This is a genomic window from Pseudomonas sp. p21, from assembly GCF_001642705.1.
Classification (GTDB): Bacteria; Pseudomonadota; Gammaproteobacteria; order Pseudomonadales; family Pseudomonadaceae; genus Aquipseudomonas.
Genome location: NZ_LWBV01000003.1, coordinates 225361 through 246504, shown reverse-complemented (window position 1 = coordinate 246504; position 21144 = coordinate 225361). Strand labels below are relative to the sequence as shown.

Below are 21144 nucleotides of genomic sequence, written 5' to 3'. Positions count from 1 at the left end.
AGCTGAGGTGTTGATCAGGCCCAGATACCGAACAGCACCAACGCCGCCACGCCAAGTCCGACCGCAACCGAACAGCCGCCCAACGACAGTGCCGCCCGACCTTGCCGGTACCAGCCGTCCTGGCCCAGTTGCCGTGCCGGTGCCAACAGGCTGCGCCAGTGCAGTTCCGTGTCATGGAACGCCTGCAGATTCGCCATGTCCGCATCCAGCCAACGGCGAAAATCAATCCGCTCGCACGCCGTCACCTGTGGGCTCTGCAAGCGCACGTACCATTGCCCGGCAACACTCGCCAGCACATCCCGGCGCGAGCGGCCGGCCTGCAGTGCCTGGTCCATGTGCCGCTCGATGCTCGCCAATGGCAGGTCGAGGCGGGCGGCGATGCTGGCGAAATCCAGTTGGTCGAGGCGGTTGAGCAGGAACACCTGTTGCACACGCCGTGGCAGGCGCTTCAGGGCGTACAGCAGGGCGTCGTCGACATGATGTTCGGCAGCAGGGCCTGGGTGCTCAAGGGGCAGCAGCAGACGGGTCATGGACAGCTCCTTGCTCTGGTAAGGGGGAGAGGGGTGGGGGCATCTTCCGTGATGCGTGATCAGCGTAGGTGAAACGAGATTGATTCTCAAGTGCTGATTCCGCAAAGTTTTGTAATGAGCGTTCACGCCCTGAAACACCTTTGCTATCATGCGCGCCATCACGATCTTCATTAGCCTGAAGAGCCAAAAAAAAGACCCAGCAAAAAGCCGGGTCAAAAACCGTGATTAGCCTGATGAGGAGATAATCTGAGAGCGACCTAAGCTCCAGGTTATCCAGCAGATCTTGCGATCAGCTGAGTGCAATAATAATCGTTATCATTTGCCAGTCAAATGAATTTTCGCTAATCCGGTAAAAAAGTTTTACCGGTGCGCTTCCTTGTCCCGGCAATCGGGGCTTTGCCGTTACCCGGCCATCACGTTCTCTCCCTTCTTTTCGTCTCTACAAACCCGGTTCCCCGGTGCGTTTGTGCTCCAGCAGTGCGCGGGCCATGTCCATCATGTGCATCAGGGCGAAGGTCAGCTCGCGCTGGCTGCCCTGCTGGTGGGTGGCGGTCTCCTGTGCGGTGGCGGCGGCGCAGCGCAGCAGGGCGATGGCGTGCTCCTGCGCCTGGTCGGTGGTTACGCCCTGGTGCAGGGTCCAGATCTTGTTGTCCAGAGTGGGACGCGGCGGGTTGGGGTTGAGGTAGTAGTCGAGAGCGCGGCGGGCGGCTTCGCTGTCGAGATCTGTTTCGTCGTTTTTCGGATGTTTCATCGCGATACCTTCTGATTTCCCTTCAAACACGCGGGAATCACAGGATAGGTCAGTCTGTACTATCTATCTAAAAATAAATAATTCAGATTGTGTATTGCTGCGAGTAATACAGTCCGTATTGTTGCCGCTCATGGAAAACTGGAACGCATTTCTCAAGCGCTACAAGCGCGAACACAATCTCAGCCAACTGAAGCTGGCCGAACGCCTGGGCATGACTCAGGGGGGCGTGGGGCATTGGCTGCGTGGCACGCGGCGGCCGACGCTGGAAACCATCAACGAAAAGCTCGAAAAACTTGGGCTGGTGTTTCTGGAAGCCCAAGTCATGGTGGTGGAGCGCGATATCGTGCGCGAATCGCCTGGTCACTATGCGGCTGAACAGCCGGTTTCGGCCGAAGCGCTGCTGTATGCGAGCTTTCGCTTCCCGGTGCTGAGTTGGGCTGACTTGCAGGGGCCTTTGCCAGAGACAAGCAAGGCCCACGAACAGACGGACTATATGCCCGCAGGCAATGCATTCTGGTTGGTGGTGGAAAACGACTCGATGAATGCCGCCAGCGGCAAGAGCGTGCCTGAGGGCATGCGTGTGCTGGTGGATACCGGCCTGCCCGCAGAACCAGGGAGGTTGGTAATCGCGCGGCAGCCCGGGCGGCCGGCAGTATTGCGGCAGTTGGTCGAGGAGGGCGGAGACAAGATGCTCAAGCCGCTGAATACGCGCTATCCGACAGTCCTGTGTGAAGAAGGCTGCGAGTTTCTGGGCGTGGTCGTGCGGGGGCACGAGGTTTTCTAGCTTGCCGGGGGCTGCTGTGCAGCCCTGTCGCGACACAAGGCCGCTCCTACAGCGGTCGCGTCGGGTTTGATCGTGACGCACGCCTTTGCAGGAGGCTCATGGCAGCGATGAATATGGATAAATGGATCGCCCTGGTCCGTAACCGGATGGAAGAGCTAGGGCTCACTCAGGAACAGCTGGCCGAGCGCGTTGGCGTGTCTCAAGGCAGCGTGGGGCATTGGGTGAACAAGCGGCGTCAGCCGAAGATCGAGTCGATGAATCGCACGCTCGTCGAGATTGGCATGCCCCATTACAGCGTCAGCTTGCAGCTGCGCATTCAGGGGCAGGACGGGGAGCGGAGCGTTTACGAGATGGATGGGGCCGATGACGACGTGGACCTCATGCAATACATCGTGTGCTTCCGCTACCCGGTGCTGGGTTGGGATGAGCTAGGTGTTGCAGAGGGGGCGGAGCCTGGTGTTTTCGAGCAGACGGACTACCTGGCCCAGGGCAAGGCGTTCTGGCTGACCGTCGAGAATGATGCGATGAGTGCTGTCAGTGGGCGCAGTGTGCCGCAGGGCATGCGGATGTTGGTGGACCCTGGGGTAGATGCCGAGCCAGGGAGTTTGGTTATTGCTCGTCAGCCGGGCAAACCGGCGATCTTCCGTGAGTTGGCGGAGGAAGGTGGGCAACGGTACCTGAAGGCACTTAACAGCAACTACCCGGCGCTGTTGTGTGAGGATGGCTGCGAGTTTCTGGGGGTGGTCGTGCGAGTGCATGGCTCCTTCTAGATTGCCGGGGCTGCTGCGCAGCCCTTTCGCGACACAAGGCCGCTCCCACAGGTACGGTGCATGCCTTGGGGTTGGCGCGGTACTTGTGGGAGCGGCCTTGTGTCGCGAAAGGGCCGCAAAGCGGCACCCAGGACGCTTACTCTGCCAAATCGACCAGCACCGTCCCTTCGCTGACCATATCCCCTTCCTGGCAGAACAACGCCTTCACCGTGCCGCCATGCGGCGCGCGAATGCTGTGCTCCATCTTCATGGCTTCCAGCACCACCAGCGCCGTACCCGCTTCCACCACCTGCCCAGGCGCTACCAGTACCCGCACGATGCTGCCGTTCATGGGCGCACCCAGGCCACCCTGGTGGCTATGGCTGGCCTCGGCCTCGGCAATCGGGTCGAAGGCCTCGATGGCATGCATCTCACCCTCCCAGTGCAGGTACAGCGTGCCACCGCGGCGGATCGCCAGATGCTGGCGACGCACGCCCGCCTGGTCATGCACCAACTGCTCGCCCACCAGCTGCCAGGTAGACGCAGCGCTGCGCTCCAAGGCAACTGCCTGGTCCTGCCCGCCACTCACCAGATGCAGGCTGCTGCGCGCCGGCAAGCCAAGGCGCAGGCCGTTGCGCTCGGCCCATGGCGAACTGCGGTCGTCCTCCCGCTGATGTGCGGCCTGACCCTGCAGCCAGGCCTCGGCCGCCGCTTCCCAGAAGCCTGCCGGCAGCGCTTGCGGCGCGGGCAGCAAAACCGCCTGGTGACGCGGAATGAAGCCGGTATCCAGCTCCGCTGCCGCAAACGCCGGGTGGGCGAGAATGCGCCGCAGGAAGGCGATGTTGGTCTTCAACCCGCCAATGGCAAACTCGTCGAGCATGGCCAGCAAGCGCAGGCGTGCCTGTTCGCGGTCTTCGCCCCAGGCGATCAGCTTGCCCAGCATCGGGTCGTAGAACGGCGACACCACATCGCCTTCGCTGACCCCGCTGTCCACCCGTCGCCCTTCGCCGGCTGCCGACTCGCGGTACAGCGCCAGCTTGCCGGTGGCGGGCAGGAATTCGTTGGCCGGGTCTTCGGCGTACAGGCGCACTTCGATGGCATGGCCGATCAGCGGCACCTGGTCCTGGGTAATCGGCAGGGCCTCGCCGCAGGCCACGCGAATCTGCCAGGCCACCAGGTCCAAGCCGGTAATGGCTTCGGTGACCGGGTGCTCCACCTGCAGGCGGGTGTTCATCTCCATGAAGAAGAACTCGCCGCGGGCATCGAGCAGAAACTCCACGGTACCGGCGCCCACGTAGCCGATGGCCTGGGCTGCGCGTACCGCCGCCTCACCCATGGCCCGGCGCAATTCGGGTGACAGGCCTGGTGCTGGGGCTTCTTCCACCACTTTCTGGTGACGACGCTGGATCGAACAATCACGCTCGTTGAGGTACAGGCAGTTGCCGTGCTGGTCGGCGAATACCTGGATTTCCACGTGACGAGGCTTGAGCACGTATTTTTCCACCAGCATGCGCGCATCGCCGAACGATGACTGCGCCTCACGCTGTGCCGAGGCCAGGGCGTCGGCCAGCTGGCTTTCCTCCTCGACCACTTTCATGCCCTTGCCACCGCCGCCGGCACTGGCCTTGAGCAGCACCGGGTAGCCGATGCGTTCGGCGGCGGCGCGGAAGGTGTCCAGGTCCTGGGCTTCGCCGTGGTAGCCCGGCACCAGCGGCACGCCAGCGGCTTCCATCAGCGCCTTGGCCGCCGACTTGCTGCCCATGGCGTCGATGGCGCTGGCCGGTGGGCCGAGGAAGATCAGCCCGGCCTCTTCGATGGCGCGGGCAAAGCCCGCGTTCTCGGACAGGAAGCCATAGCCCGGGTGGATGGCCTGGGCGCCGCTGGCCTTGGCGGCGGCCAGCAGCTTGTCGACCAGCAGGTAGCTTTCGGCAGCCTTGGTGCCGCCGAGGTCGACGCGGATATCGGCTTCGCGGCTGTGCCGGGCATCACGGTCGGTGGCGCTGTGCACGGCGACAGTGGTCAGGCCCATGGCCTTGGCGGTGCGCATCACCCGGCAGGCGATTTCGCCGCGGTTGGCGACCAGCAGGGTGGTCAAAGCGGGGCGGCTCATGGGCGCGGCTCCTTCTTGTCATCGGTTTGCCAGGCGGGGCGGCGTTTTTCCAGGAAGGCGCGCAGGCCCTCCTGGCCTTCGGCGCTGACGCGGATGCGGGCGATGGTGTTTTCGCAGTAGCGGCGCAGGGCCGGGCTGAGTTCGCCGTCGTCCACTTCGCGCAGCAGGTCCTTGGTGGCACGCAGTGCTTGCGGGCTGTTCTGCAGCAGGTTGGCCACCCAGGCTTCAACCTGGGCGTCCAGTTCGCTGGCCGGGTACACCTCGGCCAGCAGGCCCAGTTCGCGGGCCCGCAGGCCGCTGAAACGCTCGGCGGTAAGGGCATAGCGGCGTGCAGCACGCTCACCGATGGCCTTGACCACGAACGGGCTGATCACTGCCGGTGCCAGGCCGATGCGCACTTCCGACAGGCACAGCTGGGCATCTTCGGCACCGATGGCCATGTCGCAGCAGCTGATCAGGCCCAGTGCGCCGCCAAAGGCCGCGCCTTGCACCACGGCCAGGGTCGGCGCCTTGAGGCGGTGCAGGGCGTACATCAGCTCGCCCAGCTCGCGGGCATCATCCAGGTTGGTGTTGAAGTCCAGCTGCGCCGACTGCTGCATCCAGGCCAGGTCGGCGCCGGCGCTGAAGTGTCGGCCACGGCCGCGCAACAGCACGAAGCGCAGGCTGGCGTCCTCGGCCAGCTGGTCGAGGGCGACGATCAGTTCGCGGATCATCTGCGCGTTGAAGGCGTTGTTCTTGTCCTCGCGGCTCAGCCACAGGGTGGCGAAGCCGCGCGGGTCGCGGATCACTTCGAGGGTGCTGAAATCGCTCATGGTCACATCCGGAAAATGCCGAAGCGGCTCTGTTCGATCGGTGCGTTCAGCGCGGCGGACAACGCCAGGCCGAGCACGTCGCGGGTCTGTGCCGGGTCGATGACACCGTCGTCCCACAGGCGGGCGCTGGAATAGTAGGGGTGGCCCTGATGCTCGTACTGGTCAAGGATCGGCTGCTTGAGCCGGGCTTCGTCCTCGGCGCTGAACGGGTGGCCACTGCGCTCACTCTGTTCGCGTTTGACCTGGGCCAGCACGCCGGCGGCCTGTTCGGCCCCCATCACGCCAATCCGCGCGTTGGGCCACATCCACAGGAAGCGCGGGTCGTACGCCCGGCCGCACATGCCGTAGTTGCCGGCACCGAAGCTGCCACCGATGATCACCGTGAACTTCGGCACCTGGGCGCAGGCCACGGCGGTGACCAGCTTGGCGCCGTGCTTGGCGATGCCGCCTTCCTCGTACTTTTTACCGACCATGAAACCGGTGATGTTCTGCAGGAACAGCAGCGGGATGCCGCGTTGGCAGGCCAGCTCGATGAAGTGCGCGCCTTTTTGCGCGGCCTCGGCGAACAGGATGCCGTTGTTGGCCAGGATCGCCACCGGGTAGCCGTGCAGGTGGGCGAAGCCGCACACCAAGGTGGTACCGAACAGCGCCTTGAATTCATCGAACACCGAGCCGTCGACCAGGCGCGCGATCACCTCGCGTACGTCGAATGGTTGCTTGGCATCGGCCGGCACCACGCCGTACAGCTCGTCGGCGGCGTACAGGGGGGCCACCGGGGCCAGGCGTTGCAGCTTGCCCAGCTTGTGCCAGTTGAGGTTGGCCACGCTGCGTCGGGCCAGCGCCAGGGCGTGTTCGTCGTTGTCGGCGTAGTGGTCGGCCACGCCGCTGGTGCGGCAGTGCACATCGGCGCCGCCAAGGTCTTCGGCACTCACCACTTCACCGGTGGCGGCCTTTACCAAGGGTGGGCCGGCGAGGAAGATGGTCGCTTGCTGGCGCACCATGATCGCTTCGTCGGCCATCGCTGGCACGTAGGCACCGCCGGCGGTGCACGAGCCCATCACCACGGCAATCTGCGGAATGCCCAATGCGCTCATGTTGGCCTGGTTGAAGAAGATCCGCCCGAAGTGCTCGCGGTCGGGGAACACTTCATCCTGGCGTGGCAGGTTGGCGCCGCCGGAGTCCACCAGATAGATGCACGGCAGGCGGTTCTGCAGGGCGATGGTCTGCGCACGCAGGTGCTTCTTCACCGTCAGCGGGTAGTAGGAACCGCCTTTGACCGTGGCGTCGTTGGCCACGATCATGCATTCCACGCCTTCGACGCGGCCGATGCCGGCGATTACGCCCGCAGCAGGCACGTCTTCGCCATATACCTCATGGGCGGCCAGTTGGCCGATTTCGAGGAACGGCGAGCCCGGGTCCAGCAGGCGGTCGATGCGCTCGCGTGGCAGCAGCTTGCCACGCGAGGTGTGCCGCTCCTGGGCCTTGGGCCCGCCGCCCTGGGCCACCTGGGCGAGCAGGCCGCGCAGGGCCTGGACCTGTTCGAGCATGGCCGCGCTGTTGCCGGCGAACTCCGCCGAACGCGGGTTGATCTGGGTGTGCAAGGTAGCCATGTGCGCGCGTCCCCTGTGCTCAGCGGGTTTCGTTGAACAGTTCGCGGCCGATCAGCATCCGGCGGATTTCGCTGGTGCCGGCACCGATCTCGTACAGCTTGGCGTCGCGCAGCAGGCGGCCTGCCGGGAATTCGTTGATATAGCCGTTGCCACCCAGAATCTGGATCGCCTCCAGGGCCATTTGCGTGGCGCGTTCGGCGGTGTACAGGATCACCCCGGCGGCATCCTTGCGGGTGGTCTCGCCACGGTCGCAGGCCTGGGCCACGGCATACAGGTAGGCGCGGCTGGCGTTGAGCTGGGTGTACATGTCGGCGATCTTGCCCTGGATCAGCTGGAACTCGCCGATGCTCTGGCCGAACTGCTTGCGGTCGTGGATGTAGGGCACCACCAGGTCCATGCAGCTTTGCATGATGCCGGTCGGGCCGCCGGACAGCACCACGCGCTCGTAGTCCAGGCCGCTCATCAGCACGCGCACGCCACCGTTGAGCTGGCCGAGGATGTTTTCTTCCGGTACTTCGACGCCGTCGAAGAACAGCTCGCAGGTGTTGGAGCCGCGCATGCCCAGCTTGTCGAACTTGTTGCTGCGGCTGAAGCCTTTCCAGTCACGCTCGACGATGAACGCGGTGATGCCATGCGCGCCCTTGTCCAGGTCGGTCTTGGCGTAGATCACGTAGGTGTTGGCGTCGGGGCCGTTGGTGATCCAGGTCTTGCTGCCGTTGAGCACGTAGTGGTCGCCGCGCTTTTCCGCGCGCAGCTTCATCGATACCACGTCGGAACCGGCGTTGGGCTCGCTCATGGCCAGGGCGCCGATGTGCTCGCCGCTGATCAGCTTGGGCAGGTACTTGAGCTTCTGCTCGTGGCTGCCGTTGCGGTTGATCTGGTTGACGCAGAGGTTGGAGTGGGCGCCGTAGGACAGGGCCACCGAGGCCGAGCCACGGCTGATTTCTTCCATCGACACCACGTGGGCCAGGTAGCCCAGGCCGGCACCGCCGTATTCTTCCGGCACGGTGATGCCCAGCAGCCCCATGTCGCCGAACTTGCGCCACATGTCGGCCGGGAACAGGTTGTCGTGGTCGATTTGCGCGGCGCGCGGGGCCAGTTCGGCGGCGACGAAGGTGCGCACCTGGTCGCGGAGCATGTCGATGGTTTCGCCCAGGGCGAAGTTCAGGGTGGGGTAATGCATGCTGGGGCACCTTGTTGTTCTTGAAATATGGGAAACACCCTGGCCCAAGGATCTGGCGCCGGACCCTGTGGGAGCGGGCGTGCCCGCGAATGCGTCAGCAGGACCACCGTCATTGCCTGAGTGATCGCATTCGCGGGCACGCCCGCTCCCACAGGGTTCGGCGTCAAGCCTGAGGGACGGTGTCGTTCATCACCTTTACGTTAACGTAAACCTGTGGGCGGTCACTGTCAATCGACTCATCACCTTTACGTAAACGTAAATCTGCGCCAGAGTATTCCCGCTTGCTTCAGTCGTGCCCAGAACAACCACAAGAAGGGACACCCATGAGTCAACCAAGCTATACCCGCGGTCGCCAGGACCAAGCCTTGCTGACCCAGACCATCGGCCAAGCCTTCGATGCCACCGTGGCCCGTTGCGCCGACGGCGAGGCCCTGGTGTCGCGCCATCAGGGCTTGCGCTACAGCTGGCGGCAGCTGGCCGGGCAGGTCGAGGTGCATGCCCGTGCCTTGATGGCCTTGGGCGTGAACACCGGCGACCGGGTCGGCATCTGGTCGCCCAACTGCGCCCAGTGGTGCATCCTGCAGCTGGCCAGCGCCAAGGTCGGTGCCATCCTGGTCAACATCAACCCGGCCTACCGCGTGGGCGAGCTGGAATACGTGCTGCGCCAGTCCGGCTGCCGCTGGCTGGTGTGTGCCGATGCCTTCAAGACGTCCGACTACCACGCCATGGTCCAGGAACTGGCACCAGAGCTGGCCAGCGCCACCCCGGGTGAAATGGCCAGTGCACGCCTGCCCGACCTGCGCGGTGTGGTCAGCCTGGCCGCCAATCCGCCGGCAGGCTTCCTGCCTTGGCAAGCGCTGGCCGAGCGGGCAGGGCAGACCTCCGTCGAGGCCTACGCGGCGCGCCAGCAAAGCCTGCAGTTCGACCAGCCGGTGAATATCCAGTACACCTCCGGCACCACCGGCGCGCCGAAGGGCGCTACGCTCAGCCACTACAACATCCTCAACAATGGCTTCATGGTCGGTGAAAGCCTGGGCCTGACCGCACGTGACCGCATGGTGATCCCGGTACCGCTGTACCACTGCTTTGGCATGGTCATGGCCAACCTCGGCTGTATCACCCATGGCAGCACCATGATTTACCCCAACGACGCCTTCGACGCCGAGCTCACCCTGCGCGCCGTGGCCGAAGAGCGCGCCAGCATTCTCTATGGCGTGCCGACCATGTTCATCGCCATGCTCGACCACCCCGCGCGTGCGCAAATGGACCTGTCGACCCTGCGCAGCGGCATCATGGCCGGCGCCACCTGCCCGATCGAGGTGATGCGCCGGGTCATCGACCAGATGCACATGGCCGAAGTGCAGATCGCCTACGGCATGACCGAAACCAGCCCGGTGTCGCTGCAGACCGGCCCGGACGACGGCCTGGAACTGCGCGTGACCACCGTGGGGCGCACCCAGCCGCAGCTGGAGAACAAGCTGGTGGACGCCGACGGCTGCATCGTCCCGCGCGGCGAGATCGGCGAACTGTGCACCCGTGGCTACAGCGTGATGCTCGGCTACTGGGACAACCCCCAGGCCACGGCGGATGCCATCGACCCGGCCGGCTGGATGCACTCGGGCGACCTGGCGGTGATGGACGAGCACGGCTACGTACGCATCGTCGGGCGCAACAAGGACATGATCATTCGCGGCGGCGAGAACATCTACCCGCGTGAGCTGGAAGAGTTCTTCTACACCCACCCGGCGGTGGCCGATGCGCAGGTGATCGGCATTCCGTGCAGCCGTTATGGCGAGGAGATCGTCGCCTGGATCAAGCTGCACCCGGGGCACAGTGCCACGGTCGAGGAACTGCAGGGCTGGTGCAAGGCGCGTATTGCACACTTCAAGGTGCCGCGGCATATCCGCTTCGTCGACGAGTACCCGATGACGGTGACCGGCAAGGTGCAGAAGTTCCGCATGCGGGAGATCAGTGTGGCGGAGATTTCGGCGCTGACTGCTGGTTGATGTACTGATGCTGCCGGCCCTTTCGCGGGCACGCCCGCTCCCACAGGTATTTCATTGCCCTCGGGCTGTGTGAAGTACTTGTGGGAGCGGGCGTGCCCGCGAAGAGGCCGGCGCTGCCAGCACAGAATCCTGGTCTACCCTTAAGCCTCTACCGGCGGCTCCTGGTTGGGCGGGTCGCCCACCGTCGGCGGCACGGTCGGCTTGATCGGCAGCTCGTCCGGGGCTTCTTCCGGCACGGGCGGCGGCAGGCTCGGGTCGTCGATGTTGGGGTCGGGTGTCTCCGGTGGAATGGGAATGTTCATGGCCTGACCTCGCATGGGTAATTGAAGAGGTGCTGCAGGCTTCGACTCCTGGCAGCTGCCGTTCGCTCAATTTTATTGAACCCCACGCCTGTGCCCGGCTCTGAACCCTTACCGCTACCAGCCTGAGGGAGCAAGGTCCGATGTCACGAAACGAGCCCTTCGAAAGCGTGCCCATGGCCAACGATCACCCGGACCAGGCCATCAGCCTGTCCCAGGCGCTGCTGGCGCCGCGCATCGTGATCGAAGACACCCAACCCGTGCTCGAAGCCGGTACCTTCGCCACCAAGGCCATCAGTGGCCAACCAGTGTCGGTCAGCAGCAAGGTCTACAGCGACGGCCACGACCGCCTGGCGGTGATGCTCAACTGGCGCCAGGCCCACAGCCGGCGCTGGCATTGCGTGCCCATGCATTCGCCGGGCAACGACCTGTGGCTGGCCGAGTTCACCCCCACCGAACTGGGCCCGCACCTGTTCAGCATCGAGGCCTGGATCGACCCGTTCGCCACCTATTGTCACGACCTGGAGAAGAAGTACCACGCCGGTGTCGAGGTCAGGCTGGAGCTGGAGGAAGGCCGGTTGATGCTGGGCAAGGGCATCGAGCTGTGCAACGGTGCCCTGCGCGAGGAACTCCAGGCCATACAGCAGCGCCTTTCCACGCTAGATGCCGACGACCAGGTGGCGCTGTTTCTCGACCCGGCCACCGCCCGCCTGATGAGCGACGCCGAGCACCGCAGCTACCTGGCCCGCAGCCGCGAATTCCCCGTCGATGTCGACCGCCCGGCGGCGCAATTCGCCAGCTGGTACGAGCTGTTCCCGCGCTCGATCACCGACAGCCCCGAGCGCCACGGCACCTTCAATGATGTGCACGAGCGCCTGCCGATGATCCGCGACATGGGCTTCGACGTGCTGTACTTCCCGCCCATTCATCCCATTGGCATGCAACACCGCAAGGGCCGTAACAATGCCCTGAAAGCCGAGCCCGGCGACCCGGGCAGTCCGTATGCCATCGGCAGCCCGGAAGGCGGCCACGAGGCAATCCACCCGCAACTGGGCAGCCGCGACGACTTCCGCCGCCTGGTGGCCGCGGCGGCCGAACACGGCCTGGAAATCGCCCTCGACTTCGCCATCCAGTGCTCCCAGGACCACCCTTGGCTCAAGGAACACCCCGGCTGGTTCAGCTGGCGCCCGGACGGCACCATCCGCTATGCCGAGAACCCGCCGAAGAAGTACCAGGACATCGTCAACGTCGATTTCTACGCACCCGACGCCGTGCCCTCGCTATGGCTGGCCTTGCGTGACGTGGTGGTCGGCTGGGTCGAGGAGGGGGTGAAAACCTTCCGCGTCGACAACCCGCACACCAAGCCACTGCCGTTCTGGCAATGGCTGATCGCCAATGTGCGTAGCCAACACCCCGAGGTGATTTTCCTTGCCGAGGCTTTTACCCGGCCGGCGATGATGGCGCGCCTGGGCAAGGTCGGTTATGCGCAAAGCTACACCTACTTCACCTGGCGCAATCACAAACAGGAGCTGCGCGAGTACTTCGAGCAGCTTAACCAGCCGCCGTGGAGCCAGTGCTACCGGCCCAACTTCTTCGTCAACACGCCGGATATAAACCCGTACTTCCTGCACACCTCCGGCCGTGCCGGTTTCCTCATTCGTGCGGCGCTGGCCACCATGGGGTCGGGGCTGTGGGGCATGTACTCGGGCTTCGAGCTGTGCGAAGGCACGCCACTGCCGGGCAAGGAGGAGTACCTGGATTCGGAGAAGTACGAAATTCGCCCGCGCGATTTCAGCCAGCCCGGCAACATCATTGCCGAAATCGCCCAGCTCAACCGCATCCGCCGGCAGAACCGCGCCTTGCAGACTCACCTGGGCGTGGCGTTCTTCAACTGCTGGAACGACAGCATCCTGTACTTCGCCAAGCGCACACCGGAGCGCGACAACTACATCCTGATCGCGGTGAGCCTCGATCCGCACAACGCCCAGGAGGCGCATTTCGAATTGCCGCTTTGGGAGCTGGGGCTGGACGACAACGCCGAAACCCATGGCGAGGACCTGATGAACGGCCACCGTTGGTCGTGGTACGGCAAGACCCAATGGATGCGCATCGAGCCTTGGCATTTGCCGTTCGGCATCTGGCGCATCGAAAAGGCCCGTTAACAAGGTACACGCCATCCGCTGTGGGAGCGGGTTTACCCGCGAAGCAGGCGCCGCGGAGCATGGCACCGGCTTCGCCGGTGTTCGCGGGTAAACCCGCTCCCACAGGGATCGTGTCAAGTCAGTTGCTTGTGCATTGGGGCCAGAGCAACCTGGAATTGAAAGGAGTCGCATATGGCCAAGCGTTCCCGCCCGGCAGCCTTCATCGACGACCCGCTGTGGTACAAGGACGCCGTCATCTACCAGCTGCACATCAAGTCGTTCTTCGATTCGAACAACGATGGCATCGGCGATTTCGCCGGCCTGATCAGCAAGCTCGACTACATCGCCGAGCTGGGCGTCAACACCCTGTGGCTGCTGCCGTTCTATCCCTCGCCACGCCGCGACGACGGCTACGACATCGCCGAATACAAGGCCGTGCACCCCGACTACGGCAACCTCGCCGATGCCCGCCGCTTCATCGCCGAGGCGCACAAACGCGGCCTGCGGGTAATCACCGAGCTGGTCATCAACCACACCAGCGACCAGCACCCCTGGTTCCAGCGCGCCCGGCATGCCAAGCGCGGCAGCAAGGCGCGGGACTTCTACGTGTGGTCGGATGACGACCAGAAGTACGACGGCACGCGTATCATCTTCCTCGACACCGAGAAGTCCAACTGGACCTGGGACCCGGTCGCCGGCCAATACTTCTGGCACCGCTTCTACTCGCACCAGCCCGACCTCAACTTCGACAACCCGCAAGTGCTCAAGGCCGTGATCGGGGTGATGCGCTTCTGGCTCGACCTGGGTGTCGATGGCCTGCGACTGGATGCCATCCCCTACCTGATCGAGCGCGACGGCACCAACAACGAGAACCTCGCCGAAACCCACGACGTGCTCAAGGCGATACGCGCCGAAATCGATGCCAACTACCCCGACCGCATGCTGCTGGCCGAGGCCAACCAGTGGCCCGAGGACACCCGCCCGTACTTCGGCGAGGGCGAGGGCGACGAATGCCACATGGCCTTCCACTTCCCGTTGATGCCGCGCATGTACATGGCCCTGGCCATGGAAGACCGCTTTCCGATCACCGACATCCTGCGCCAGACCCCGGAAATCCCCGCCAACTGCCAATGGGCGATCTTCCTGCGCAACCACGATGAGCTGACCCTGGAAATGGTCACCGACCGCGAGCGCGATTACCTGTGGAACTATTACGCCGAAGACCGCCGCGCGCGCATCAACCTGGGCATCCGCCGTCGCCTGGCGCCGTTGCTGCAGCGTGACCGCCGGCGCATCGAACTGCTCACCAGCCTGCTGCTGTCGATGCCCGGCACGCCCACCCTCTACTACGGCGACGAATTGGGCATGGGCGACAACATCTACCTGGGCGACCGCGACGGCGTGCGCACACCCATGCAGTGGTCACCGGACCGCAACGGCGGTTTCTCCCGTGCCGACCCGCAGCGGCTGGTGCTGCCGCCGATCATGGACCCGTTGTACGGCTATCAGACCGTCAATGTCGAGGCCCAGGCCAACGACCCGCACTCATTGCTGAACTGGACCCGGCGCATGCTGGCGGTGCGCAAGCAGCAAAAGGCCTTTGGCCGCGGCAGCCTGCGCACCCTCACGCCGAACAACCGGCGCATCCTCGCCTACCTGCGCGAGTACACCGACGCCGCGGGCAACACCGAGGTCATCCTGTGCGTGGCCAACGTTTCCCGCGCCGCCCAGGCGGCTGAACTGGAATTGTCACAATACGCCGACAAAGTACCGGTGGAGATGCTCGGCGGCAGCGCCTTCCCGCCGATCGGCCAACTGCCGTTCCTGCTGACCTTGCCACCCTACGCCTTCTACTGGTTCCTGCTGGCGTCCCACGACCGCATGCCCAGCTGGCACATCCAGGCCACCGAGGGGTTACCCGAATTGACCACATTGGTACTGCGCAAACGCATGGAAGAACTGCTGGAAGCCCCCGCCAGCGATACCCTGCAAAGCGCCATCCTGCCGCAGTACCTGCCCAAGCGGCGCTGGTTCGCCGGCAAGGAAGGGCCGATCGACGCCGTGCGCCTGTGCTACGGCGTGCGCTTCGGCACGGCCACCACGCCGGTGTTGCTCGGTGAAATCGAAGTGCTCAGCGACGGTGTGGCCAACCGCTACCAACTGCCGTTCGGGTTGCTGCCCGAGGAACAGATCAACACCGCGCTGCCGCAACAGCTCGCCCTGGCGCGGGTACGCCGTACCCATCAGGTTGGCCTGATCACCGACGCCTTTGTTCTCGAGCCGTTCATCCGCGCAGTGCTGCGTGCCTGTGAGGAGGGCATGCATCTGCCTTGTGGCAACGGCGAGGGCGAGCTGTGTTTCGAAAGCACGCTGCAGTTGGCGGACCTGGCGTTGAACGACGAAAGCAGCGTGCGCTACCTCAGCGCCGAGCAGTCCAACAGCTCGGTGGTGGTTGGCGACCATGTGGTGCTCAAGCTGATCCGCCGGGTCAGCCCGGGCGTGCACCCGGAGCTGGAAATGAGTGCCTACCTGACCGCCGCAGGCTTTGCCAATATTTCGCCGTTGCTGGCCTGGGTCAGCCGGGTGGACGAGCAGGGCGCGCCACACCTGCTGATGATCGCCCAGGGCTACCTGAGCAACCAGGGTGATGCCTGGGCCTGGACCCAGAACACCCTGGAGCGGGCCATCCGCGACCAGATGGAGCCCTCCAGCCTCGACGCCGAGGCACACACCGACGCATTGGCCGAACTCACCGGCTTTGCCGCCTTGCTCGGCCAACGCCTGGGCGAGATGCACCTGTTGCTGGCCGCACCGACCAATGACGAGGCCTTCCAGCCGCGCCCAAGCGATGCCGACGACAGCGAACGCTGGAGTACGCAGATCAGTGCCGAGCTTACCCATGCCCTCGACCTGCTGGCCCAGCACCGCGACAGCCTCGACAGCGACAGCCAGGCGCTGGTCGACGACTTGCAGCAACAGCGCGACGGCCTGGCCCAGCACATTGCCAACCTGGCCCGCCAGGCCCAGGGCGGCCTGCTGATGCGCGTGCACGGCGACCTGCACCTGGGCCAGGTGCTGGTGGTGCAGGGCGATGCCTACCTCATCGATTTCGAAGGTGAGCCGGCCCGACCGCTGCAAGAGCGCCGGGCAAAACACAGCCCGTACAAGGATGTCAGCGGCGTGCTGCGATCCTTCGACTATGCTGCTGCCATGATCTTGCGCAATGCGTCTGCGGTCGACCTTTCCGGCCCAGCCCGCCAGGCCCGGCAACGTGTTGCCCGGCAGTACCTGCACCAGTCGCGGCATGCCTTTGTCGAAGCCTATGGCCTGGCCACCGCAGCCATGCCCCACGCCTGGCAGCAGGCCGAGGGCGAGCGTGTCGCACTGGAGCTGTTCTGCCTGGAGAAAGCCGCCTACGAAATCACATACGAAGCCGAGAACCGTCCGAGTTGGTTGGCCGTGCCCTTGCATGGCCTGCATGGACTGATCAGTACCTGGGGAGAGTCATAGATGAATGCAACCACGCGTGAAAACGGCGGCCTTCGGCAACGGGACCTGGACGCCCTGGCCCGCGCCGAGCACGCCGATCCATTTGCGGTACTAGGCCCCCACGGCGACGGTGCGGGCGGGCAGGTGGTCCGCGTCTTCCTGCCCAATGCCCTGAATGTGCGCATGCTGGCCCGGCATGACGGGCGCATCCTCACCGAAATGGAGCAGGGCAGCCTGCCCGGGTTGTTCACCGCGCACCTCGACGAGGCACACCCGTACCTGCTGCAGATCGGCTGGGCCGGCGGCGAGCAGGTCACCGAAGACCCCTACAGCTTCGGCCCGCAACTGGGCGACATGGACCTGTACCTGTTCGCCGAAGGCAACCACCGCGACCTGTCGGGGCGCTTTGGTGCCCAGCCGATCCAGGTCGATGGTATCGACGGCGTGTGCTTTTCGGTGTGGGCGCCGAACGCGCGTCGGGTGTCGGTGGTGGGCGATTTCAACAACTGGGACGGCCGCCGCCACCCCATGCGCCTGCGCCATAGCGCCGGGGTGTGGGAGTTGTTCGTGCCGCGCCTGGGCGTGGGCGAAACCTACAAGTTCGAAGTGCTGGGCAAGGACGGCATACTGCCCCTGAAGGCCGACCCGTTGGCGCGCGCCACCGAACTGCCGCCGAGCACCGCCTCCAAGGTTGCCGGGGCGCTCAGCCACGGTTGGCAAGACCACGCCTGGATGGCGCAACGCGCGCAGCTCCATGCCTACAACGCGCCGCTGTCGATCTACGAGCTGCACCCCGGTTCCTGGCGCTGCGAGCTGGATGAGGCGGGCGAAGTCGGGCGCTATTACAACTGGCGCGAGCTGGCCGAGCGCCTGGTGCCGTACGTTCAGGAGCTGGGCTTCACCCACATCGAACTGCTGCCGATCATGGAGCACCCGTTCGGCGGCTCCTGGGGTTACCAGCCACTGTCGCTGTTCGCGCCCACCTCGCGCTACGGCAGCGCCGAGGACTTTGCCGCCTTTGTCGACGCCTGCCACCAGGGCGGCATTGGCGTGCTGCTCGACTGGGTGCCGGCGCATTTCCCCACTGACGAACACGGCCTGGCGCGTTTCGACGGCACCGCCCTGTACGAATACGACAACCCCCTGGAGGGCTACCACCAGGATTGGAACACGCTGATCTACAACCTTGGCCGCAACGAAGTGCGCGGCTTCATGATGGCCTCGGCGCTGCACTGGCTGAAGCATTTCCACATCGATGGCCTGCGCGTCGATGCGGTGGCCTCGATGCTGTACCGCGACTATTCACGCAAGGCCGGCGAATGGGTGCCCAACCGCCACGGCGGGCGCGAGAACCTGGAGGCCATCGACTTCATCCGCCACCTCAACGGCGTGGCGGCCCACGAGGCCCCGGGCGCGCTGATCATCGCCGAGGAGTCCACCGCCTGGCCTGGCGTCAGCCAGCCGACCCAGCAGGGCGGCCTGGGCTTTGCCTACAAGTGGAACATGGGCTGGATGCACGACACCTTGCATTACATCCAGAACGACCCGGTGCACCGCACCTACCACCACAACGAGATGAGCTTCGGACTGATCTATGCCTATTCCGAGCACTTCATCCTGCCCATCTCCCACGACGAAGTGGTGCACGGCAAGCACTCGCTGATCGACAAGATGCCCGGCGACCGCTGGCAGAAGTTCGCCAACCTGCGTGCCTACCTCACCTTCATGTGGGCGCATCCGGGCAAGAAGCTGCTGTTCATGGGCTGCGAGTTCGGCCAATGGCGTGAGTGGGACCACGATGGCGAGCTGGACTGGTACTTGCTGCAGTACCCTGAGCACCAGGGGGTACAGCGCCTGGTGGGCGACCTCAACCGCCTGTACCGAGAAGTGCCGGCGCTGCACGAGCAGGATTGCCAACCGCAGGGTTTCCAGTGGTTGATTGGTGACGATGCGCAGAACAGCGTGTATGCCTGGTTGCGCTGGAGCAGCAGTGGCGAGCCGGTGCTGGTGGTGGCCAACTTCACGCCGGTGCCGCGCGAGGGCTATCGCATTGGCGTGCCGTTCGGCGAGCGCTGGCAGGAGCTGTTGAACAGCGATGCCGAGCTGTATGCCGGGTCCAATGTCGGCAACCTGGGGGTGGTGGAGAGTGACGAGATAGCCAGCCATGGCCAGCCACAGTCGCTGGCCCTGAACCTGCCGCCGCTTGGGGTTCTGATAATGAAGCCAGCCTGATGTGTTGCCAGTACTGGCCTCTTCGCGGGTAAACCCGCTCCCACAGGAATTGCACAAGCTTCAGACCCTGTGCGGTCCTTGTGGGAGCGGGTTCACCCGCGAAAGGGCCGAACCTGCCTACCACCGCATCCGCACCCCAAGGCTGCCAATCAACCCGTTCAGGTCATTGTCGTCCACGTCACTGCTGTAATCGGCACTGACAAACAGCGCCACCGTGGGCGTCACCCGCGCCACCAGCCCCAACCCCAGTTCCACCGTGGTCGAGTAGCGCGAGCTGGAGATCTTGTCGACCTGGTCCAGCTTCACTTCCTCGGCATTGCTGAAGTCATACCACACGTTGGTCCGCACATAGGGCTCGATCGGCATGCCGCGTACCTCATAGCGTCCGGACAGCCTGGCACCCACCCGGCCGCTCCAGCTCGGCTGGCTGTCGAAGGCCTGCAAGGTCTCTTCCTGCACCCGGCTGCCGGGGAAGAACTGCTGGTTGATCAATTGCGCCTGCGGCTCGATTACCCAGCCGCCACCCAGGCCGATGGGGATGCCCCCCTCCAACGAGAAGGTCATCGCGTGGCCGCTGTCGTCCAGCCGCTGGCCGTTCTCGCCACGACCATTGACGTCGATGCGCGAACCCATGGCCACGGCATCCAGGTGCCAGCCCTGCTCATGGGTCATGCTCCAGTATACCCCCAGGCTTTCCCCGCTCAGGTTCACCGCGCTGCGCTGCTTGTCGCCCAACAGTGGGCGCATGCCGTTGAAGCTGCTTTGCAGGTTGTTGTGCCCCACGAAAATTCCCGCGCGGTGCACATTGCCCGCTGCAGTTTCACGCACGAACAGGTCCGGGCCGATCATCAGTTGCTGGCTGGGGGCTTCAAGCTGGTCCGGCGGCTGCGCGCCCTTGCGCGGGGCGGTCGGAAAGAACTGCGCCCACTGGCTGGCGACCAGGTCCGGTGCAGCCTGCCCGTGGCGCTCGCTCATCTTCTGCGAAAATGCATTCAAGGTACCGATACTCAAGCCACTGGCGTTGACCGGGTCGAGCGACAGCTGTGGTACTGCCGGTTGTTGCAGAAAGCCGGGCGAGGCCGGGTCGTCCTGCAGTTCATACGCGATAGTTTCCACCGGGGTTGCCAGAAGCAGCGACGTGGAAACCGCGTAGAAAATGCTGTCGAAGCGCAAGGGATTCGAGGTGCTTTTCATGGCGGATCTCCTTTGTTTTTGTGTTACAGCCCTAGGACCTGGCCTGTTGTCACGAGCTGTACGGCAAAAACAGTGGGCGACCCAAACCAGCACGCCCGGCTTTCGCCAGCGCGCACGAAGGCGCGAGCTAGAGGCCCGGCGCGAGATCATTACTGCTTGATATGTTCAGCTAAGGAGAGGGCGCCGCTTGCGTCAAGAAAGCGTGAAGGAAGTGTTCATGTTCCGTGGCGTGGCTCAACCAATTGATTTTACGGGTAAAACAGAGGGCTATAGCGGGGTTCGCTATTTGCCGTGTGGTGTCTATGAAAAATGATTGCTAGAGCCTGACCTCGACCGCCAACGGAAGGTGGTCCGACAGGTGCGACCAAGGTTTGTGCCCCAGAATCCGCGGCCCATGGCTTTCGGCGTTGCGCAGGTAGACGCGGTCCAGGCGCAGCAGCGGCAGGCGCGCAGGGTAGGTGCGGGCCAGGTGGCCGTGGTGGCGCTCGAAGGCCTCGTGCAGGTCTTGCTGCAGGCCCAGGGTGCGGTTGCCGTGGGATTTCCAGTCGTTGAAATCGCCGGCGATGATCACCGGGGCATCGGCGGGCAAGGACTCGAGCAGCTTGCGCAGCAGTTGCAGCTGCTTCTGGCGGTGGCTTTCCAGTAACGACAGGTGCACGCAGATGGCATGTACCTGGCGCTGGCCGGGGACGTCGAGGATGCAGTGCAGCAGGCCACGACGTTCGGGGCCGGTGATCGACACGTCGAGGTTGCGGTGTTCGATGATCGGGTATCTGGACAGCAGCGCGTTGCCGTGGTGGCCGTCGGGGTAGACCGCGTTGCGGCCGTAGGCGAAGTCGCTCCACATGCTGTCGGCGAGGAACTCGTACTGCGAGGTCTGCGGCCAGCCGGGGTAGCGCGCGGCGTGGCGGTCGTGGCTGCCGAGCACCTCCTGGAGGAAGACGATGTCGGCCTGGGTGCTGCGCACCGCCTCGCGCAGTTCCGGCAGGATGAAGCGCCGGTTGAAGGCGGTGAAGCCCTTGTGAGTATTCACCGTCAGCACCCGCAGCCGCTTCACGGCCGGGGCCTGGTTGTCGCTGGCGAAACCTTTACTGCCGGCTTCGGGGTTCACGGTTACTCCTCGGTCAACGGGTTTGCGCCGCTCCTTGTAGGAGCAGCCTTGTGCTGCGAAAGGGCCGATAAGGCAAACCATTTGCTGTGCCGGTAAAGGCCTCTTCGCAGCACAAGGCTGCTCCTACAAGGGACAGGTACCAG

16 protein-coding genes are annotated in these 21144 nt (G+C 64.5%); 7 read left to right on the top strand and 9 right to left on the bottom strand.

What is annotated here, in order from left to right; translation table 11 throughout:
- Positions 1 to 14 precede the first annotated feature (14 nt).
- Together A4C63_RS10600 and A4C63_RS10595 are read right to left on the bottom strand one after the other, a co-directional pair.
- Positions 15 to 530 (bottom strand): DUF4880 domain-containing protein, encoded by a 516-nt coding sequence (locus A4C63_RS10600; RefSeq protein WP_063912627.1) that lies wholly within the window; start codon positions 528 to 530, stop codon positions 15 to 17.
- 439 nt (positions 531 to 969) lie between these two features.
- Complete coding sequence (locus A4C63_RS10595; RefSeq protein WP_063912626.1) at positions 970 to 1281, bottom strand: DUF6124 family protein; 312 nt, start codon at positions 1279 to 1281, stop codon at positions 970 to 972.
- 130 nt (positions 1282 to 1411) lie between these two features.
- Here A4C63_RS10595 and A4C63_RS10590 point away from each other — a divergent pair, with 130 nt between their 5' ends.
- A complete protein-coding gene (locus tag A4C63_RS10590; RefSeq protein WP_063912625.1) occupies positions 1412 to 2065 on the top strand; it encodes a LexA family transcriptional regulator in 654 nt (217 codons plus the stop codon).
- A gap of 107 nt (positions 2066 to 2172) precedes the next feature.
- On the top strand, positions 2173 to 2835 hold the full coding sequence (locus tag A4C63_RS10585) for a S24 family peptidase (RefSeq protein ID WP_172827520.1): 663 nt from the start codon (positions 2173 to 2175) through the stop codon (positions 2833 to 2835).
- A 136-nt stretch (positions 2836 to 2971) separates the two neighbouring features.
- Here the strand turns inward: A4C63_RS10585 and A4C63_RS10580 are convergent, their stop codons facing one another.
- The 4 genes from A4C63_RS10580 to A4C63_RS10565 are packed head-to-tail and all read right to left on the bottom strand — an operon-like array spanning position 2972 to position 8529.
- Positions 2972 to 4924: an acetyl/propionyl/methylcrotonyl-CoA carboxylase subunit alpha gene (locus tag A4C63_RS10580; RefSeq protein ID WP_063912623.1), complete on the bottom strand. Its 1953-nt coding sequence runs from the start codon at positions 4922 to 4924 to the stop codon at positions 2972 to 2974.
- The gene (locus A4C63_RS10575) at positions 4921 to 5736 is read right to left on the bottom strand and encodes a gamma-carboxygeranoyl-CoA hydratase (protein WP_063912622.1); all 816 of its coding nucleotides are present in this window, start codon (positions 5734 to 5736) and stop codon (positions 4921 to 4923) included. Before A4C63_RS10575 ends, A4C63_RS10580 begins: the two co-directional genes overlap by 4 nt.
- A 2-nt stretch (positions 5737 to 5738) precedes the next feature.
- Complete coding sequence (locus tag A4C63_RS10570) at positions 5739 to 7346, bottom strand: carboxyl transferase domain-containing protein (RefSeq protein ID WP_013973340.1); 1608 nt, start codon at positions 7344 to 7346, stop codon at positions 5739 to 5741.
- A gap of 19 nt (positions 7347 to 7365) precedes the next feature.
- Positions 7366 to 8529, bottom strand: coding sequence for an isovaleryl-CoA dehydrogenase (locus A4C63_RS10565; RefSeq protein WP_025339821.1), 1164 nt, complete (start codon positions 8527 to 8529; stop codon positions 7366 to 7368).
- Positions 8530 to 8852: 323 nt separating this feature from the next.
- Between A4C63_RS10565 and A4C63_RS10560 the strand changes: the two genes are divergently transcribed.
- Positions 8853 to 10535: an AMP-binding protein gene (locus tag A4C63_RS10560; RefSeq protein WP_063912621.1), complete on the top strand. Its 1683-nt coding sequence runs from the start codon at positions 8853 to 8855 to the stop codon at positions 10533 to 10535.
- Between the two features lie 140 nt (positions 10536 to 10675).
- Here the strand turns inward: A4C63_RS10560 and A4C63_RS26560 are convergent, their stop codons facing one another.
- A complete protein-coding gene (locus A4C63_RS26560) occupies positions 10676 to 10837 on the bottom strand; it encodes a hypothetical protein (RefSeq protein ID WP_172827510.1) in 162 nt (53 codons plus the stop codon).
- A 140-nt stretch (positions 10838 to 10977) separates the two neighbouring features.
- Between A4C63_RS26560 and A4C63_RS10555 the strand changes: the two genes are divergently transcribed.
- The 3 genes from A4C63_RS10555 to glgB all read left to right on the top strand — a co-directional run bounded on the left by A4C63_RS10555 (position 10978) and on the right by glgB (position 18696).
- Positions 10978 to 12996 carry an alpha-1,4-glucan--maltose-1-phosphate maltosyltransferase gene (locus tag A4C63_RS10555; protein WP_063912620.1) on the top strand — a complete coding sequence of 673 codons (2019 nt, stop codon included), beginning with the start codon at positions 10978 to 10980 and terminating at the stop codon, positions 12994 to 12996.
- A gap of 171 nt (positions 12997 to 13167) precedes the next feature.
- Positions 13168 to 16485: a maltose alpha-D-glucosyltransferase gene (treS, locus tag A4C63_RS10550; RefSeq protein ID WP_063912619.1), complete on the top strand. Its 3318-nt coding sequence runs from the start codon at positions 13168 to 13170 to the stop codon at positions 16483 to 16485.
- Positions 16486 to 18696, top strand: coding sequence for a 1,4-alpha-glucan branching protein GlgB (glgB, locus tag A4C63_RS10545; protein ID WP_063912618.1), 2211 nt, complete (start codon positions 16486 to 16488; stop codon positions 18694 to 18696). It abuts the gene before it with no gap.
- Between the two features lie 117 nt (positions 18697 to 18813).
- Here glgB and A4C63_RS10540 read toward each other — a convergent pair whose 3' ends face one another.
- Complete coding sequence (locus A4C63_RS10540; RefSeq protein WP_063912617.1) at positions 18814 to 19890, bottom strand: autotransporter outer membrane beta-barrel domain-containing protein; 1077 nt, start codon at positions 19888 to 19890, stop codon at positions 18814 to 18816.
- Between the two features lie 187 nt (positions 19891 to 20077).
- On the opposite strand from A4C63_RS10540, the gene A4C63_RS26760 reads away from it, so the two are divergent.
- Complete coding sequence (locus tag A4C63_RS26760; RefSeq protein WP_256202922.1) at positions 20078 to 20203, top strand: hypothetical protein; 126 nt, start codon at positions 20078 to 20080, stop codon at positions 20201 to 20203.
- 3 nt (positions 20204 to 20206) lie between these two features.
- Here A4C63_RS26760 and A4C63_RS10535 read toward each other — a convergent pair whose 3' ends face one another.
- Complete coding sequence (locus A4C63_RS10535) at positions 20207 to 21001, bottom strand: endonuclease/exonuclease/phosphatase family protein (RefSeq protein ID WP_063912616.1); 795 nt, start codon at positions 20999 to 21001, stop codon at positions 20207 to 20209.
- Positions 21002 to 21144 lie beyond the last annotated feature (143 nt).

Coding starts and splice junctions, on each gene's coding strand:
- glgB (WP_063912618.1), top strand. CDS start 16,486: ATGAATGCAACCACGCGTGAAAACGGCGGCCTTCGGCAACGGGACCTG.
- A4C63_RS26560 (WP_172827510.1), bottom strand. CDS start 10,837: ATGAACATTCCCATTCCACCGGAGACACCCGACCCCAACATCGACGAC.
- A4C63_RS10580 (WP_063912623.1), bottom strand. CDS start 4,924: ATGAGCCGCCCCGCTTTGACCACCCTGCTGGTCGCCAACCGCGGCGAA.
- A4C63_RS10595 (WP_063912626.1), bottom strand. CDS start 1,281: ATGAAACATCCGAAAAACGACGAAACAGATCTCGACAGCGAAGCCGCC.
- A4C63_RS10555 (WP_063912620.1), top strand. CDS start 10,978: ATGTCACGAAACGAGCCCTTCGAAAGCGTGCCCATGGCCAACGATCAC.
- A4C63_RS10560 (WP_063912621.1), top strand. CDS start 8,853: ATGAGTCAACCAAGCTATACCCGCGGTCGCCAGGACCAAGCCTTGCTG.
- treS (WP_063912619.1), top strand. CDS start 13,168: ATGGCCAAGCGTTCCCGCCCGGCAGCCTTCATCGACGACCCGCTGTGG.
- A4C63_RS10540 (WP_063912617.1), bottom strand. CDS start 19,890: ATGAAAAGCACCTCGAATCCCTTGCGCTTCGACAGCATTTTCTACGCG.
- A4C63_RS10600 (WP_063912627.1), bottom strand. CDS start 530: ATGACCCGTCTGCTGCTGCCCCTTGAGCACCCAGGCCCTGCTGCCGAA.
- A4C63_RS10585 (WP_172827520.1), top strand. CDS start 2,173: ATGAATATGGATAAATGGATCGCCCTGGTCCGTAACCGGATGGAAGAG.
- A4C63_RS10570 (WP_013973340.1), bottom strand. CDS start 7,346: ATGGCTACCTTGCACACCCAGATCAACCCGCGTTCGGCGGAGTTCGCC.
- A4C63_RS10575 (WP_063912622.1), bottom strand. CDS start 5,736: ATGAGCGATTTCAGCACCCTCGAAGTGATCCGCGACCCGCGCGGCTTC.
- A4C63_RS10590 (WP_063912625.1), top strand. CDS start 1,412: ATGGAAAACTGGAACGCATTTCTCAAGCGCTACAAGCGCGAACACAAT.
- A4C63_RS10565 (WP_025339821.1), bottom strand. CDS start 8,529: ATGCATTACCCCACCCTGAACTTCGCCCTGGGCGAAACCATCGACATG.